Genomic DNA, 14,282 nt, shown 5'->3' with positions numbered 1-14,282 from the left:
CCGTGCCAGCCCGCACATAACTCATTGAATTGGCAGGGACACTGTGGGAGCGGCTTTAGCCGCGAACACCGGCGCAGCCGGTGCCATGCACCGCATTGGATTCTTCGCGGCTAAAGCCGCAGGACCACTACAGGAGAGGCATCGATGACCACAAACAAAACACAGTTCACTGTCGCCCCACCAACACCCCCCGCACACTTTGCCCCCGCAACAGCACCTCACCCTCGGCAAACCTCAGAAAAATCAAGCCCTTGAGCCCGGCACAACTCCTGCAACAGGCCTATTGAAGCCCAGTCACCGCAGGAGCGCTCTTGAACACACCCACCCTCCCACTTATCCCGCTCTGCACCGTACTGGCCTTGCTCGGCTGCAAGCCGAACGAGCAGCACACGGCGCAAAGCACCCAGCCGCAGCAGGGCGGCACCCTGGTCTACGCCACCGACCGCGAGCCCACCTGCCTGGACCCACATGTGGCCGGCGACATGCCGCAGGTATTCCTCGCCCAGCAGTACCTCGATTCGCTGGTGTCGATGGACAGCAACGGCCAGATAGGGCCTTGGCTGGCGACAAGCTGGGAGGTTTCGCCAGACGGCCTGCGCTACACCTTCCACCTGCGCCGCGACGTGCAGTTCACCGACGGTACGCCGTTCAATGCCGAAGCGGTCAAGGCCAACCTCGACCACATGGCCAACCCCAAGACCCAATCCAGTACCGCCGGTGGCTACATCCGCCAGTACCGCGGCACGAAGGTGCTCGACACCTACACTGCCGAAGTCACCCTGGCGACACCCTATGCGGCGTTCCTTGAAGTGCTGGCCCAGGGTTTTCTCGGCATCCAGTCGCCCACGGCGTTGCAACGCAGCCGTGACCAGAACTGCGAAAGCCCGGTCGGCAGCGGGCCGTTCAAGGTGGTGCGCTGGGACCGGCAGAACCAGGTGGAGCTGGTGCGCAACCCGGCCTACAACTGGGCGCCACCGACCGCACGACACCAGGGCCCTGCGTACCTTGAGCGCATCGTCTGGAAGTTCATCCAGGAACCGTCGGTGCGCTTCGCCTCGCTGCAGGCCGGTGAGGTTGATGTGATCGAAGCATTGCCACCAGAGTCGCACGAAGCAGCACGGCGCAATCCGGACGTGAAACTGATCATCGCCCAGCGCCCGGGCAACCCCACCAATGGCACCTTCAACCTGCGCCGTGCACCGTTCGACGACATCCGGGTACGCGAGGCTTTCGTTCGCAGCGCCGATGTCGAGGGGGCGCTGAAGAGTGTGTACTTCGGCGAGTTCCCCCGCGCCGGTGGCCCGCTGAGCCTGGCCACGCCGTTCTACAGCGGTGCCTTCGAGCGTAGCCAGGACTACGACCCGGCCCGCGCCGCCAGGCTGCTCGACGAGGCCGGCTGGACCGGCCGCGACAGCGAAGGCTACCGCACCAGGAACGGCCAGCGACTGCGCGCCGTCGTGCTGATCGGTGCGCGCACGCCGCCGTCGGAACTGACCCTGTGGGAACAGGTACAGGCCACAACCCGGCAGGCGGGCCTGGAGCTGGTGCTGGACCAGATGAGCGATGCCCAGGTCACCGCCCGCCAGGCCGCCTGGGACTATGACATCCGTATCGGCTACTGGAACACCAACACCCCCGATGTGCTGCGCATCATCTTCACCACCGCGTTCGTGCAGCCGGCCGGAGTTGGCGGTTATCACCAGAACTCCTCCGGCTACGCCGACCCGGGCTACGACGCGCTGCTCGACAGCGCCCTGGCCACCCAGGACGCGGGCCTGCGCCGCCAGCGCTACTTCCAGGCACAGCAACAGGCCGCCGCGCAGTACCTGCAACTCACCACCTATCCGCAAAGCACGCGCCTGGGCATCTACAAGACCGCCCATGGCGTGCGTCTGGAGCCTTCGCTGGCGGTGACCTACCTCTATGACGCATGGGTGAACAAATGACTACGACGACACGCACGGTGACCGACTTGCGTCGCGAGCGCCTGGCTGCCCTGGGCCGGCGCGCCGCCATCCGCCTGGCCGGTGGCGTGCTGGTGCTGTGGGCGGTGGCGACCCTGACCTTCTTCGCACTGCGGCTGATGCCGGGTGACCCGGTGCTGGCGATTCTTGGTGGCCCCAGTGGCAACCCGACGCCGGAAGCGATTGAAGCCGCGCGCGTGGAGTACGGCCTCGACAAGCCATTGGCCGTGCAGTACGTGTTCTACCTCGGGCGCCTGCTGCAAGGTGACTTGGGGGTGTCCTACTCGCAGCACCTGCCAGTCACCCGTGTGCTGGCGGAGCAGGGCGGGGCGACCTTGCAACTGACCGTTGCCGCCCTGCTGCTGGCCTGGTTGCTGGTGCTGCTGCTGACCGTGGTCACTGCCGGGCGCGGCAGGCTGGTCGGCGGCATCGCCTCGCTGGCGGAAACCCTCAGCGCGGCGCTGCCGCACTTCTGGCTCGGCGTGGTGTTGCTGGCGGTGTTCGCCTTCGGCCTGCGCTGGTTCCCACCGGCCGGTAGCGACAGCTTCGCCAGCCTGATACTGCCGGCGTTGTCCCTGGCGATTCCGTTGGCCGGCTTCATCGCCCAGGTCACCCGGGAGTCGCTGGAACTGACCCTCGATCAACCCTTCGTGCTCACTGCCCGCACACGGGGCCTGAGTGACCTGGCCGTGCGTTTTCGGCATGCCTTGCGCCATGCCTTGCTGCCAGGGGTGTCGTTGTCGGGCTGGGCTATCGGCGCGCTGATCAGTGGCGCGGTGGTGTGCGAGGTGATCTTTTCCCGCAAGGGGGTGGGCCGCCAGCTGTACCAGGCGGTGCAGGCCCAGGACCTGCCACTGGTGATAGGCATCAGCCTGGTAGTGGCGGCCGGCTATGTACTGGCGAACATTCTGGTCGACCTGCTGTACCAGTGGATCGACCCTCGGCAGCAGGAGGCTGCAGCATGACAGACCTGACCCATGATCAAGCCTTGGCATCGTTGCGCCGGCAGCGTCATCTGACCCTGCCGCCACTGGGCGCAAGCCTGGCGATCCTGTTTCTGTTCGCATTGCTTCTGGCCGCGTTGATGCCGGGGCTGTTCACTCGCATCGACCCCTTGGCGATCGTCCCGCGGGAAGCTTTCCAGCCGCCCAGCTGGGCGCACTGGCTGGGCACGGACCAGTCAGGCCGCGATATCTTTGCGCGGGTCGTCCACGGCGCCCGGCAGAGCCTGTTGATCGGTATCGCGGCTACAGCCATTTCCATGGTTATCGCCATCGCGCTCGGTCTGCTCGGTGGCCTTGGCGGCGCACGCGTGGACCGTGCGGTGGGCTGGTTGCTGGAGGTGCTGTTCGCCTTCCCCAGCCTGGTGCTGGCGTTGCTGTTCGTGGCGGTGTTCGGCAGCGGCGTCGGCCCCTTGATCGTCGCCACCGGGCTGGGTGGGGCGCCGGGCTATGCGCGCATGGTCCGTGGCCAGGTGCTGGCGGTACGCAACGCCGGTTACATCGAAGCGGCGCGGGCGCTGGGGCACCCGACTTCGCGCATCGTGCTGCGCCAATTGCTGCCCAACGCCATGCGGCCATTGGTGGTGACACTGACCATGGGTGTTGGCCAGGCCATCGTCTGGGCTTCGGCGCTGAGCTTCCTCGGCCTGGGCGCGCGGCCGCCGGCGCCGGAGTGGGGGACGATGTTGTCCATGGGGCGCGACTTCATCGCCAATGCCTGGTGGCTCACTTTCTTCCCAGGCCTGTTCATCGTCCTCACCACCTTGGCGACCACCGTGACGGGCCGCTATATCCAACAACGCCTGGAGGGGCGCCTGCCATGAGCGACAAGACCTTGATCGTCGAAGGGCTGAACGTGGCCTTTGATGGCGTCAGCGTGGTCCGTGATCTGTCTTTCACCTTGCAGCCGGGCCGTTGCCTGGCCTTGGTCGGCGAGTCCGGCTCGGGCAAGAGCGTCAGTGCCCGCTGCCTGGTCGGGCTGGCCGGAGAGCGCGCGCAGGTGAGTGCTCGTCGTTTGAGTTTCGGCGGCCACGACCTGCTCGACCTCAGTGAGCGTCAGTGGCGCGCGGTGCGTGGCAAGGACATTGGCTTCGTGCTGCAGGATGCGCTGGTGTCGCTGGACCCGTTGCGCCCGGTAGGCAAGGAAATTCTCGAAGTGCTGCAGACCCACCGATACGGTGACCGCCACAGCCGTACTGCGCGTGTGCATGCGTTGCTCGAGCGGGTAGGCGTGCCGGATGTCGAGCTGCGCGCTCGCCAGCGTCCCGGGCAATTGTCCGGTGGCCTGCGCCAGCGTGCACTGATCGCCAGCGCCCTGGCCCTGGACCCGGCGCTGGTGATCGCCGACGAGCCGACCACCGCGCTGGACGCCACCGTACAGGCACAGATTCTCGAAGTGTTCCAGCAGATCAAGGCCCGCGGCGCCTCGCTGCTGATCATCAGCCACGACCTGGCAGTGGTCGCCCAACTGGCCGATGAGGTGGTGGTACTGCGTCATGGCGAAGTGCTGGAGCAGGGGCCGATGCGGCAGGTGCTGCGCCAGCCGCGTCACCCGTACACCCAGGCCTTGCTGGCGGCAGTACCGGCCGAGCACCCGCGCGGCAGCCGGCTGTCACCCGAGCGGGCTGGCGTACGCCGCGCACCGCAGGCACGCTCGCACAGCGACGTGCTGCTCGAAGGCCGTGGCCTGGGCAAGCGCTACCTCGGCCCGGACGGGCTGGTGCGGCAGGTGGTGCAGGGGGTCGACTTCAGCCTGCGTGCCGGGCGCACCCTGGGCATTGTCGGTGAGTCCGGCTCGGGCAAGACCACCGTGGCGCGCATTGCCCTCGGCCTGCTGCAGCCTGATGAGGGTGATGTGCTTTATCGCGGGCAACCCTGGAACCGCCCGGGCAATGCTGTGAGCGAGGCAGTGCGCAGGCCGCTGCGTCGCGAGATCAGCGTGATCTACCAGGACCCGCTGGGCTCGTTCGATCCGCGTTGGAGCGTGGCGCAGATTCTTGATGACGCCTTGCAGGTAGCCGGTATCGAGGCGCCCGCCAGGCCGGCACGTATTGCTGTGCTGCTCAACCAGGTGCGTTTACCGGCAGAACTCGGCCAGCGCAGACCGTTGCAACTGTCGGGCGGCCAGCGCCAGCGGGTGGCAATTGCCCGGGCGATCGCCAGCGAACCCAGGGTGATCATCTGCGACGAGCCGGTGTCGGCCCTGGATGTGTCGGTGCAGGCCCAGGTGCTCGACCTGCTGGCCGACCTGCAGGACGAACTGGGCCTGGCCTACCTGTTCATTTCCCACGATCTGGGGGTGATCCGCCATGTCAGCGATGACGTGCTGGTGATGCGCCACGGTCAGGTGGTGGAGCAGGCACCGGTCGAGCAGTTGTTCGAGAGCCCGGCCCACGCATACACCCAGCGATTGCTCGGCGCGGTGCCGCGCCTGCCCGGCAGCGGCGCCGAACTGGTGGTGCCACCGCTGGACCTGGAACACGAAGCCTTCGACCTGTTCGACGAAACCCGCCTGTGGAAGATCGCCATTTGAAGGTGAACTGAGACGCCAAGCCCTGCGCCGACCCTGTGGGAGCTGCGCTTGCCTGCGATGGGCCGCGAAGCGGCCCCACGATTTCAAGGCTGTTGCATGAATCGCCGGGGCCGCTTTGCGGCCCATCGCAGGCAAGCGCGGCTCCCACAGGGATCGTGCCAGCCTTGAGAAATTGGCAAGACAGCTGCTCCCACAGGGCTCGGGTCGCCTAAACGAAAGATGTACTTAAAGGACTGAACCATGACCACATTTCAACGTTTCCCAACCCTGGCTCCGGCCACCAGCGTTGCGGAGCTGAAGGCCCGCATCGTGGCCCTGTTGCCCGCCATCGGCGAAGGTGCCGCGCAGCGCGAGCGCGAACGCCAGCTGCCCCATGAGGCCATTGCCCAGCTTGCGGCAGCCGGGCTTTACACCGTGCGTATCCCCGGGCAGTACGGCGGCCCCGGCGGCAATGTCAGCGATGTGATCGAACTGCTGCTGCAAGTCGCCTCGGTCGATTCCAACGTGGCCCAGGCCCTGCGCCCGGGTTTTGCCTTTGTCGAAGGCCTGCTGGCTTCACAGGCCGAAGGCGCCGAGCAGGAGCGCGAGCGTTGGTTCGCGCGCTATCTGCAGGGGGCGGTGATCGGCAACGCGGGCTGGGAACTGGGCGGTGCCAACGGCGCCATCGCCGCGCGTCTGGTGCGCGAGGGCGAACACTTTCGCGCCAACGGCAGCAAGTTCTACAGCACGGGCGCATTGTTCGCCGACTATGTCAGTGCCGTTGCCCTGGACGAGGACGAGCAGCCGGTGTCGTTCATCCTGCCGCGTGACCGCGAGGGCCTGGAACTGGTCGACGACTTCGACGCCATGGGCCAGCGCCTGACCGCCAGCGGCACCACCCACTTGCGCAATGTGCGCGTCGAGGCCAGCGATATCCGCACGCGCACCGTGGAGGAGGGCAAGCGCACCATCGTCACGCCATTCCTGCAGCTGTTCCTTGCCACCGTGCTGGCTGGTATCGCCCGCAATGCGCTGGACGACGCTACCCGCTTCACCCGTGAGCATGCCCGCCCGATCAAGCACAGCACGGCCAGCCGCTCGGTGGATGACCCCTATGTTGAGCTGTCGGTAGGCGATATCGCTGCCCGTGCCTATGGCGCCGAGGCCATGGTCGTGAAGGCCGCTGCAACCCTCGACAAGGCCTGGGCCGCGCAACTGGATGAAACCGCCGTGGAGCAGGCCGCGATCGAGGTGGCGCAAACCCAGTACCTGGTTGCCGAGCTGGCGCTTCAGGCTGCGCAAACGCTGTTCGACGTTGGCGGTGCCTCCACCACCGGGCGCCAGCACAACCTCGACCGCCATTGGCGCAATGCCCGCACCGTGGCCAACCATAACCCGCGCCAATGGAAGGCAGCGGTGGTCGGTGCCTGGCAGCTCAAGGGCACTCGCCCACCTGTCTCGGGGCTGTTTTGACCGCCCAGCCGGCCTTGCTGGCCGGCCATGTGCAAAGCCCCAAGGTGCCGGTGATCATCGGCGCCGCGTTGTTCATGGAGCTGCTCGACAGCACAGCGGTGATGACCGCCCTGCCGCGGATGGCCGCGGATTTCGGCGAACCGGGGCTGCGCATGAATCTGGTGGTGTCGCTGTACATGCTTGCCCTGGCCCTGTGCGTGCCGGTCAGTGGCTGGGCCGCCGAGCGCTTTCGCCCGCGCCAGGTGATGTTGTTGGCGATGGGCCTGTTCACCTGTGCCTCACTGGCTTGCGCCCTGGCCGATACGCTCTGGCAACTGTGCCTGGGGCGCATGTTGCAGGGGGCGGCCGGGGCATTGATGACACCCGTGGGGCAGGTGATCATCCTGCGGTGGTCGAGCCGCGAGCAGCTGTTGCAAGCCATGTCGTGGTTGGCCTTGCCGGCACTGGTGGGGCCGCTGGTCGGGCCGTTGCTCGGCGGTTTGCTGGTGATGGTGCTGTCCTGGCACTGGATCTTCCTGGTCAACTTGCCCATTTGCCTGCTCGGTTGCTGGCTGGTCCTGCGCCATGTGCCGGACTATCCGGCACGGCCGGTGCCACCGTTGGACGTGCGTGGCTTGCTGCTCAGCGGCGGGGCCCTGGCCATGCTGGTGTTCGGCCTGGAAGCGCTGGGGCTGGGGCAGTTGCCGCAGGTCTGGGCCATGGTGCTGGTGGCCGGTGGACTAGCCTGTGCGTTGGGGTATCTGCTGCACGCACGACGACACCCCAATCCGTTGGTGGACCTGTCGCTATTGCGCCTGCGCAGCTTTGGCGTGGCCCAGGCCGGTGGCGGGCTGTTCCGCCTGGGTTCGGCAGCCCAGCCGTTCCTGATCGTGCTGCTGCTGCAGAACTGCCTGGGCCTGAGCCCGCTGGCTGCGGGATGGCTGGTGATCAGCGGTGGGGTTGGCGCGTTGCTGATGAAGCTATTGGCGGTGCCATTGGTTCGGCGCTACGGCTATCGCCGGGTGCTCAGTTGCAATGCCGTGCTCAGTGGTGCGGCGATTGCCCTGTGCGCCAGTTTCGATCGGGATACTGCCGTGTGGCTGATGGCTGCGGTGCTGTTCGCCGCAGGCCTGCTGCGTTCACTGCAGTTCTCGACGTTGGGGGCTGCCAGTTATCAGGACGTGCCTGGTGAGCGTTCGGCCGCGGCCAGTTCGTTGTCGGCGATGTCCGTGCAGTTGACCATGGCCATGTCGGTGAGCCTGGCAGGGGGGCTATTGGGGATGCTGGCCGGGTTGGACGGGCGTAGCGAAACCTCTGTGGCAGATATTGCCACGGTGATGGTGCTGTGCGCTGTCATGTGTGGAGTTTCCGGTTTGGTGTTCCGGCGTTTGGCGGACTAGTCAACACGCGAACACCACGTTCGTGCGCGATGCCGCGTTGCGGATATGCTCTTGCATCGCACGCTGCGCCCCGGCCTGGTTGCCACGGGCAAGCTGGCGCAGGATCTTGCGGTGTTCCTGCCAGGTCTCCATGGCGCGTTCCGGGCGAATGAACGGCAGCTTCTGGCTCTCCAGGAAAATGTCCTGGTTGGTGGTGATCACCTGCAGCATGGCGTGGTTGCCACTCGCTTCCAGCAGGCGACGGTGAAAGGCGAAGTCCAGGCGCGCGGCGGCCTCGAAATGGCCAGCACGCAGCTCCTGGCGCATCGACTCGACATTGGCTTCGAGCGCATCGATGTCCGCTGCCGTCAGGTACAGCGCCGCCAAGCCGGCGGCAAACCCTTCGAGTGCATAGCGCAACTGGAACGTATCGACGGCGGATACCTGTTCGGCATAGGGCCAGGAGAAACCGGTAGCGGGTGGCGGCGCCTGGACGAATACCCCCTTGCCCGGCTGTACGCTCACCAGCCCCAAGGCGCTCAAGGAGGACAGCGCCTCTCGCAGGGAGGCGCGGCTTACACCCAACTGCTCTGCCAGGTCACGTTGGGAGGGCAGGGCATCACCAGGCTGGTAGTCGCCGTCCTGGATCAGCCTGCGGATAGCCTGCAAAGCGATTTCCGGAACTGCACGGGGGAGTGTGTCGAGCATCTGTTCAGACCAGCTGGCAAGGGGTCTGCGCTTTTTAAAGGCTTTAGCGGTTGCCTGGCAAGTCTCGCCCCACGCTGACGCAACGGGGCAGGTGGCTGCACGAAAGGGGGGCGATGGCAGAGCGATTGGTGCTATCTGTTCAGACCAGTAAGACCGCGTGATGCCAAGGGGCGAAAGCGTATTCCGGGGCTGCCGGGCAACACTGGCACGGCCTGTGCTTTTCGGGCTAGGCAACTTCTTCGCATGCACCCGAGGCATTTTCCATGAAAAACATCCGTACCCTGTTTCTGGCCACCCTGCTTTGCGGCGGCGTCATGAGCGTTTCCCAGGCCCAGGCCGATGCGCTGGCCGACATCACTGCCCGGGGCGTGCTCAAGGTCGCCGTACCCCAGGACTTCCCTCCCTTCGGCTCGGTAGGGCCGGACCTCAAACCCCGCGGGCTGGACATCGACACCGCGCAACTGCTGGCTGACAGGCTCGGCGTCAAGCTGGTGCTGACCCCGGTCAACAGCACCAATCGCATTCCGTTCCTCACGACCGGCAAGGTCGACCTGGTGATTTCCAGCCTGGGCAAGAACGCCGAGCGAGAAGCGGTGATCGATTTTTCCCGCCCCTACGCACCGTTCTACCTGGCAGTGTTCGGGCCGGCCGAGACGTCGGTCGACGATATCGGTGCCGTTGCCGGCAAGACCATCAGTGTCACGCGTGGCTCGATCGAGGACATGGCGTTATCCGCGGTCGCCCCACAGGGTACGATCATCAAGCGCTTCGAGGACAACAACTCGACCATCGCCGCCTACCTGTCGGGCCAGGTCGAGCTGATCGCCAGCGGCAGCGTGGTGATGGCTGTCATTGCCGAGAAGAACCCGGGCAAGGTGCCGGTGATGAAGGTCAAGCTCAAGGACTCGCCCGTGTACGTGGGCCTGGCCAAGCAGGAGCCGGCCTTGCTCGAGAAGGTCAACGCCACCCTGGATGCGGCCAAGGCCGACGGCAGCCTCAACCGCAATGCCGAAAAATGGCTGAAGCAGCCATTGCCGGCCGACCTTTGAACAGCCCTGGAGTCGCTGACCCATGGCCTATCAATTTGACTTTTCCCCGGTGCTGGCCCAGGGCGGCCTGCTGCTCGAAGGGGCTGTGTTCACGCTTGAGCTGACGTTGATCGGCACCCTGTTCGGGGTGGCCATCGGTGTGCTTGGTGCGCTGGTACGCGCCTGGCGACTACGGCCGTTCGATGCCCTGTTCGGCCTTTACGTGGAGCTGATCCGCAACACGCCCTTCATCGTCCAGTTGTTCTTCATCTTCTTCGGCCTGCCCGCGCTTGGCGTTCGGTTGACGGAATGGCAGGCGGCGGTACTGGCCATGGTGATCAACCTTGGCGCCTATTCCACCGAGATCATTCGGGCGGGTATCCAGGCCATCCCCAGAGGGCAACTGGAGGCTGCGGCGGCATTGGCCATGAGCCGTTTCGAGGCTTTTCGCCATGTGGTGCTGCAACCTGCACTGGCCAAGGTCTGGCCGGCCCTGTCGAGCCAGATCGTGATCGTCATGCTCGGGTCGGCGGTATGCTCGCAGATCGCCACAGAGGAACTGTCGTTCGCTGCCAACTTCATCCAGTCGCGCAACTTCCGGGCTTTCGAGGCATACCTGCTGACCACGGCCTTGTATCTGGTCATGGCCATCCTGGTGCGCCAACTGCTGGCATGGTTCGGTCGACGCGCGTTGATGGGGAGACGCTGAATGGATTTCACCTTGTGGGACATCGTGCGCAACCTGCTCGCAGGCTTGCAATGGACCTTGCTGCTGTCGCTGGTGGCATTCGTCTGTGGTGGTATTGCCGGGCTGTTGCTGCTGTTGGCGCGCATCTCCGATAGCCGGTTGCTGCGTGGCGCGGCGAGGAGCTACATCGAGCTGTTCCAGGGGACGCCGCTGCTGATGCAGCTGTTCATGGTGTTTTTCGGCATCGCCCTGTTCGGCATCGATGTGTCGGCCTGGATGGCGGCGGCCATCGCCTTGACGCTGTTCACCAGTGCCTTTCTCGCCGAGATCTGGCGGGGCTGTGTCGAGTCCATACCACATGGCCAGTGGGAGGCCTCCGGCAGCCTGGCCATGAGCCGTCTGGAGCAGTTGCGCCATGTGATCCTGCCCCAGGCCCTGCGCATTGCCGTCGCACCGACAGTCGGGTTCTCGGTGCAGGTGGTCAAGGGCACGGCGGTGACCTCGATCATCGGTTTCACCGAGCTGACCAAGACTGGCGGCATGTTGGCCAACGCCACTTTTGAACCGTTCCTGATCTACGGTCTGGTGGCCGTGGGTTACTTCGTCCTTTGCTACCCGCTCTCGCTGAGCGCCCGTTACCTGGAGAGGAGGCTGCATGCCCCTGCTTAGAGTGTCCGCATTGCACAAGTACTATGGCGACAACCATGTGCTCAAGGGGGTCGACCTGGCGATCGAGGAGGGCGAGGTGGTCGCCATCATCGGCCGTAGCGGTTCCGGCAAGAGTACCTTCCTGCGTACCCTCAACGGCCTGGAGTCGATCAGCGACGGGGTGATCGAGGTGGATGGCGAATACCTGGATGCCAGCCGCGCCGACTTGCGCTCGCTGCGGCAGAAGGTTGGCATGGTGTTCCAGCAGTTCAACCTCTTCCCGCACCTGACCGTGGGCCAGAATGTCATGCTTGCGCCCCAGGTGGTGAAGAAGGCCGGCAAGGCCGAGGCCCGCCAGTTGGCCGAACAGATGCTCGCCAGGGTTGGACTGGGCGACAAGTTCGACGCCTACCCGGACCGCCTTTCCGGCGGCCAGCAGCAGCGGGTGGCGATTGCCCGGGCGCTTGCCATGTCGCCCAAGGTGTTGCTGTGCGACGAAATCACCTCGGCGCTCGACCCCGAGCTGGTCAATGAGGTGCTCGGTGTGGTGCGCCAGCTGGCCAGTGAAGGCATGACCCTGATCATGGTCACCCACGAAATGCGTTTTGCCCGGGAAGTCGGTGACAAGCTGGTCTTCATGCATCAGGGCAAGGTCCACGAGACGGGCCATCCGCGCGAGGTTTTCGCGGCCCCCCGGACAGCAGAGCTGGCGAACTTCATCGGTAGCGTGGCAGGGGGTTAGGGTCCATCGTGTTGCCCTGCGAAGGCGCCAATGCCGATTCGGCGCGGCCCCTTACCCCGCATGCCTCAGGATGTAGCGAATGAAGGCATCCAGTTTGGGTAGCGCGCTGCGCTGGCGCAGATAGACCAGGTTGACCGGGCGGGTAGCGGGCAGGAAGTCGTCAAGCAGCGTGACCAGACGCCCTGCGCGAAGGTCCTCGGCCACCAGGAACTCGGGTTGCAGCAGGATCCCGTTGCCTGCCAGGGCGGCCAGCCGCAGTGCCTGGCCATCGTTGCTTTTCAGCACCCAGTGTTCCGGCCAGGGGTATTCCTTGCCAGCGTCCAGCAAGGGCCAGGTGAAACGGTTGGTCCATGTGGAGTGCGCCAGTAACCTGTGCCCGGCCAGGTCTGCCGGAACGGCTGGGCGCCCGTGCCTGTCCAGGTAGCCGGGGGCGGCGCAGATCACCATCCGATAGGGGCGCAGTGCTTTGGCCACCAGATCTGCATCACCCAGGTTGCCAATGCGCAAAGCAGCATCGAACCCCTCGGCCATCAGGTCGACGACACTGTTGCTGAGCACCAGATCAACGCGCACGTCCGGGTGTTCGATGAGAAAGCCGGCAACCAGCGGCGCGAGCAGCGACGAGCCCAGGGTCATGGGGGCGCTGATACGCAATAGTCCGCTGGGTGCCTGTTGCAAGCTTTCAACGCGCTCATAGGCCTTGCGAACCTGGTCCAGTGCCTGCCTGGACTCTTCGTAGAACACGCGGCCTGCTTCGGTGACGTGCATGCGCCGGGTACTGCGCTGGATCAGTTCGACCTGCATTGCATCTTCAAGTTGGCGGATATACCTGCTCACCATTACCACTGACAGGTCCAAGTGCTCGGCGGCCTGGCTGAAGCTGCCCTGTTCGGCGACGCTGACAAACACCTCCATGGCGCGCAGGCGGTCCATATTTTAACTCCTGGTTAAATATGATTGAACAATACCTGTATTTATTAACAAATTGTTTTTGCTTACCGTGAAGACTGTCAAGTCATCAATGAGGTATGCCCCGTGGCGCCCTTGCATTCGCTGCTCGAACATTTTCCACAAGTCAGCCTCGTCGACCGGCCAACACCCATTCAGCGCCTTGAAGGCCTTGAGCATTCGCTCGGGCTGCTTAAGCGCGGCATCAAGCTGTTCGCCAAGCGTGACGATTACATGGCCCTGGGCGGCGGTGGCAACAAGCTGCGAAAGCTTGAGTTTCACCTTGGCGAGGCCCTTCGAGACAAGGTGGATGTGGTCGTGACAATGGGTGGGCTGCAATCCAATCATGCACGTTTGACTGCGGCAGCCTGTGCGAAGCTGGGCATGCGTTGCGAACTTGTGCTGGGCCGTGCCGTACCCCGGGACGATGAAGAGTACGAGCACAACGGCAATGTGCTTCTGGATGAGCTGTTCGGGGCCGTCGTGCATATCGTGCCTGAAGGTTTTACCACGGCGAGTTGGGCCGACACCCGTGCACAGGAACTGCAAATGCAGGGCTGCAAGGTCAAGGTTATTCCCACCGGCGGCTCGACAGCCGTGGGGGGCCTGGGCTATGCCAAGGCCGCGCTGGAAATCGCCCGGCAGGAAGCCAGCATGGGCCTGAAGTTCACGCACATGGTCATGGCCAATGGCAGTTCCGGCACCCATGCGGGCATGGCCGCCGGGTTTGCTGCGATGGGGCGGGCGCCGGGCTTCATCAAGTCCTTTGCGGTACTTGCCGAAGCGCCTGAATCGCACCGTCGCACGCTTGAACTTACCCGGCAGACCTTGGAACTGCTTGGCAGCGAGCAGGTTATCGAGCCGCCAATGATTGCCGTCGATGGTGCACATCGCGGCGCGGGCTATGGTGTTCCGACGAAAGCCATGTTGTCGGCGTTGCAACTCATGGCCCGTTCCGAGGGGCTGTTGCTTGATCCGGTCTACTCCGGAAAAGCGTTCGCCGGCCTGGTCGCTGACCTGGAAAGCGGCTTGTACGCACAGGGTGACAACATCTTGCTGCTGATGACCGGTGGGGCGCCGGGGATCTTCGCTTATCGGTCGGCCCTGCAGGGCGCATAGGTACGAGTGCGCCGGGTGCTTATGCCTGCGCATGATGAATGTGGGGTCTACCTTGAGTAGGCGCACCCGCGGCTGTCGTTTCAATTACCTGAG

13 protein-coding genes are annotated in these 14,282 nt (G+C 64.8%); 11 read left to right on the top strand and 2 right to left on the bottom strand.

Annotated features, from left to right (window positions below):
* The first annotated feature begins 311 nt into the window (after window positions 1-311).
* The 6 genes from CAF70_RS05595 to CAF70_RS05570 all read left to right on the top strand — a co-directional run bounded on the left by CAF70_RS05595 (window position 312) and on the right by CAF70_RS05570 (window position 8,329).
* Window positions 312-1,946, top strand: coding sequence for an ABC transporter substrate-binding protein (locus tag CAF70_RS05595; RefSeq protein WP_085621851.1), 1,635 nt, complete (start codon window positions 312-314; stop codon window positions 1,944-1,946).
* A complete protein-coding gene (locus CAF70_RS05590) occupies window positions 1,943-2,929 on the top strand; it encodes an ABC transporter permease (protein WP_085622667.1) in 987 nt (328 codons plus the stop codon). The genes CAF70_RS05595 and CAF70_RS05590 overlap by 4 nt, the downstream gene beginning before the upstream one ends.
* Window positions 2,926-3,789: an ABC transporter permease gene (locus CAF70_RS05585; RefSeq protein ID WP_085621852.1), complete on the top strand. Its 864-nt coding sequence runs from the start codon at window positions 2,926-2,928 to the stop codon at window positions 3,787-3,789. Before CAF70_RS05590 ends, CAF70_RS05585 begins: the two co-directional genes overlap by 4 nt.
* The gene (locus tag CAF70_RS05580; RefSeq protein WP_085621853.1) at window positions 3,786-5,498 is read left to right on the top strand and encodes an ABC transporter ATP-binding protein; all 1,713 of its coding nucleotides are present in this window, start codon (window positions 3,786-3,788) and stop codon (window positions 5,496-5,498) included. Before CAF70_RS05585 ends, CAF70_RS05580 begins: the two co-directional genes overlap by 4 nt.
* Before the next feature lie 240 nt (window positions 5,499-5,738).
* Window positions 5,739-6,950 carry an acyl-CoA dehydrogenase family protein gene (locus CAF70_RS05575; RefSeq protein WP_085621854.1) on the top strand — a complete coding sequence of 404 codons (1,212 nt, stop codon included), beginning with the start codon at window positions 5,739-5,741 and terminating at the stop codon, window positions 6,948-6,950.
* On the top strand, window positions 6,947-8,329 hold the full coding sequence (locus tag CAF70_RS05570) for an MFS transporter (protein ID WP_085621855.1): 1,383 nt from the start codon (window positions 6,947-6,949) through the stop codon (window positions 8,327-8,329). Before CAF70_RS05575 ends, CAF70_RS05570 begins: the two co-directional genes overlap by 4 nt.
* Here CAF70_RS05570 and CAF70_RS05565 read toward each other — a convergent pair whose 3' ends face one another.
* Window positions 8,330-9,016 carry a FadR/GntR family transcriptional regulator gene (locus CAF70_RS05565; RefSeq protein ID WP_063912641.1) on the bottom strand — a complete coding sequence of 229 codons (687 nt, stop codon included), beginning with the start codon at window positions 9,014-9,016 and terminating at the stop codon, window positions 8,330-8,332.
* Between the two features lie 263 nt (window positions 9,017-9,279).
* Here CAF70_RS05565 and CAF70_RS05560 point away from each other — a divergent pair, with 263 nt between their 5' ends.
* The 4 genes from CAF70_RS05560 to CAF70_RS05545 are packed head-to-tail and all read left to right on the top strand — an operon-like array spanning window position 9,280 to window position 12,122.
* A complete protein-coding gene (locus CAF70_RS05560; protein WP_085621856.1) occupies window positions 9,280-10,065 on the top strand; it encodes a transporter substrate-binding domain-containing protein in 786 nt (261 codons plus the stop codon).
* A 22-nt stretch (window positions 10,066-10,087) separates the two neighbouring features.
* The gene (locus CAF70_RS05555; RefSeq protein ID WP_085621857.1) at window positions 10,088-10,753 is read left to right on the top strand and encodes an amino acid ABC transporter permease; all 666 of its coding nucleotides are present in this window, start codon (window positions 10,088-10,090) and stop codon (window positions 10,751-10,753) included.
* A complete protein-coding gene (locus CAF70_RS05550) occupies window positions 10,754-11,401 on the top strand; it encodes an amino acid ABC transporter permease (RefSeq protein WP_063912638.1) in 648 nt (215 codons plus the stop codon). It begins immediately after the preceding gene.
* Entirely contained in the window at window positions 11,388-12,122 is a 735-nt protein-coding gene (locus CAF70_RS05545) for an amino acid ABC transporter ATP-binding protein (RefSeq protein WP_046615618.1), read from the top strand. Before CAF70_RS05550 ends, CAF70_RS05545 begins: the two co-directional genes overlap by 14 nt.
* 51 nt (window positions 12,123-12,173) lie before the next feature.
* On the opposite strand, the gene CAF70_RS05540 is transcribed toward CAF70_RS05545, so the two are convergent.
* On the bottom strand, window positions 12,174-13,055 hold the full coding sequence (locus CAF70_RS05540) for a LysR substrate-binding domain-containing protein (RefSeq protein ID WP_085621858.1): 882 nt from the start codon (window positions 13,053-13,055) through the stop codon (window positions 12,174-12,176).
* Between the two features lie 102 nt (window positions 13,056-13,157).
* Between CAF70_RS05540 and CAF70_RS05535 the strand changes: the two genes are divergently transcribed.
* The gene (locus tag CAF70_RS05535; RefSeq protein ID WP_178076355.1) at window positions 13,158-14,189 is read left to right on the top strand and encodes a D-cysteine desulfhydrase family protein; all 1,032 of its coding nucleotides are present in this window, start codon (window positions 13,158-13,160) and stop codon (window positions 14,187-14,189) included.
* Window positions 14,190-14,282: the final 93 nt, after the last annotated feature.

This window comes from Pseudomonas sp. B19(2017), from assembly GCF_002113165.1.
Classification (GTDB): Bacteria; Pseudomonadota; Gammaproteobacteria; order Pseudomonadales; family Pseudomonadaceae; genus Aquipseudomonas.
The sequence above is the reverse complement of the archived record's forward strand: the minus strand, read 5'-3'. Positions and strand labels throughout refer to the sequence as shown.

Bases quoted from the DNA above. Each gene is read 5' to 3' on its own strand.
- CAF70_RS05590 (WP_085622667.1), top strand. From the start codon at position 1,943: ATGACTACGACGACACGCACGGTGACCGACTTGCGTCGCGAGCGCCTG.
- CAF70_RS05565 (WP_063912641.1), bottom strand. From the start codon at position 9,016: ATGCTCGACACACTCCCCCGTGCAGTTCCGGAAATCGCTTTGCAGGCT.
- CAF70_RS05560 (WP_085621856.1), top strand. From the start codon at position 9,280: ATGAAAAACATCCGTACCCTGTTTCTGGCCACCCTGCTTTGCGGCGGC.
- CAF70_RS05545 (WP_046615618.1), top strand. From the start codon at position 11,388: ATGCCCCTGCTTAGAGTGTCCGCATTGCACAAGTACTATGGCGACAAC.
- CAF70_RS05540 (WP_085621858.1), bottom strand. From the start codon at position 13,055: ATGGACCGCCTGCGCGCCATGGAGGTGTTTGTCAGCGTCGCCGAACAG.
- CAF70_RS05580 (WP_085621853.1), top strand. From the start codon at position 3,786: ATGAGCGACAAGACCTTGATCGTCGAAGGGCTGAACGTGGCCTTTGAT.
- CAF70_RS05575 (WP_085621854.1), top strand. From the start codon at position 5,739: ATGACCACATTTCAACGTTTCCCAACCCTGGCTCCGGCCACCAGCGTT.
- CAF70_RS05585 (WP_085621852.1), top strand. From the start codon at position 2,926: ATGACAGACCTGACCCATGATCAAGCCTTGGCATCGTTGCGCCGGCAG.
- CAF70_RS05550 (WP_063912638.1), top strand. From the start codon at position 10,754: ATGGATTTCACCTTGTGGGACATCGTGCGCAACCTGCTCGCAGGCTTG.
- CAF70_RS05555 (WP_085621857.1), top strand. From the start codon at position 10,088: ATGGCCTATCAATTTGACTTTTCCCCGGTGCTGGCCCAGGGCGGCCTG.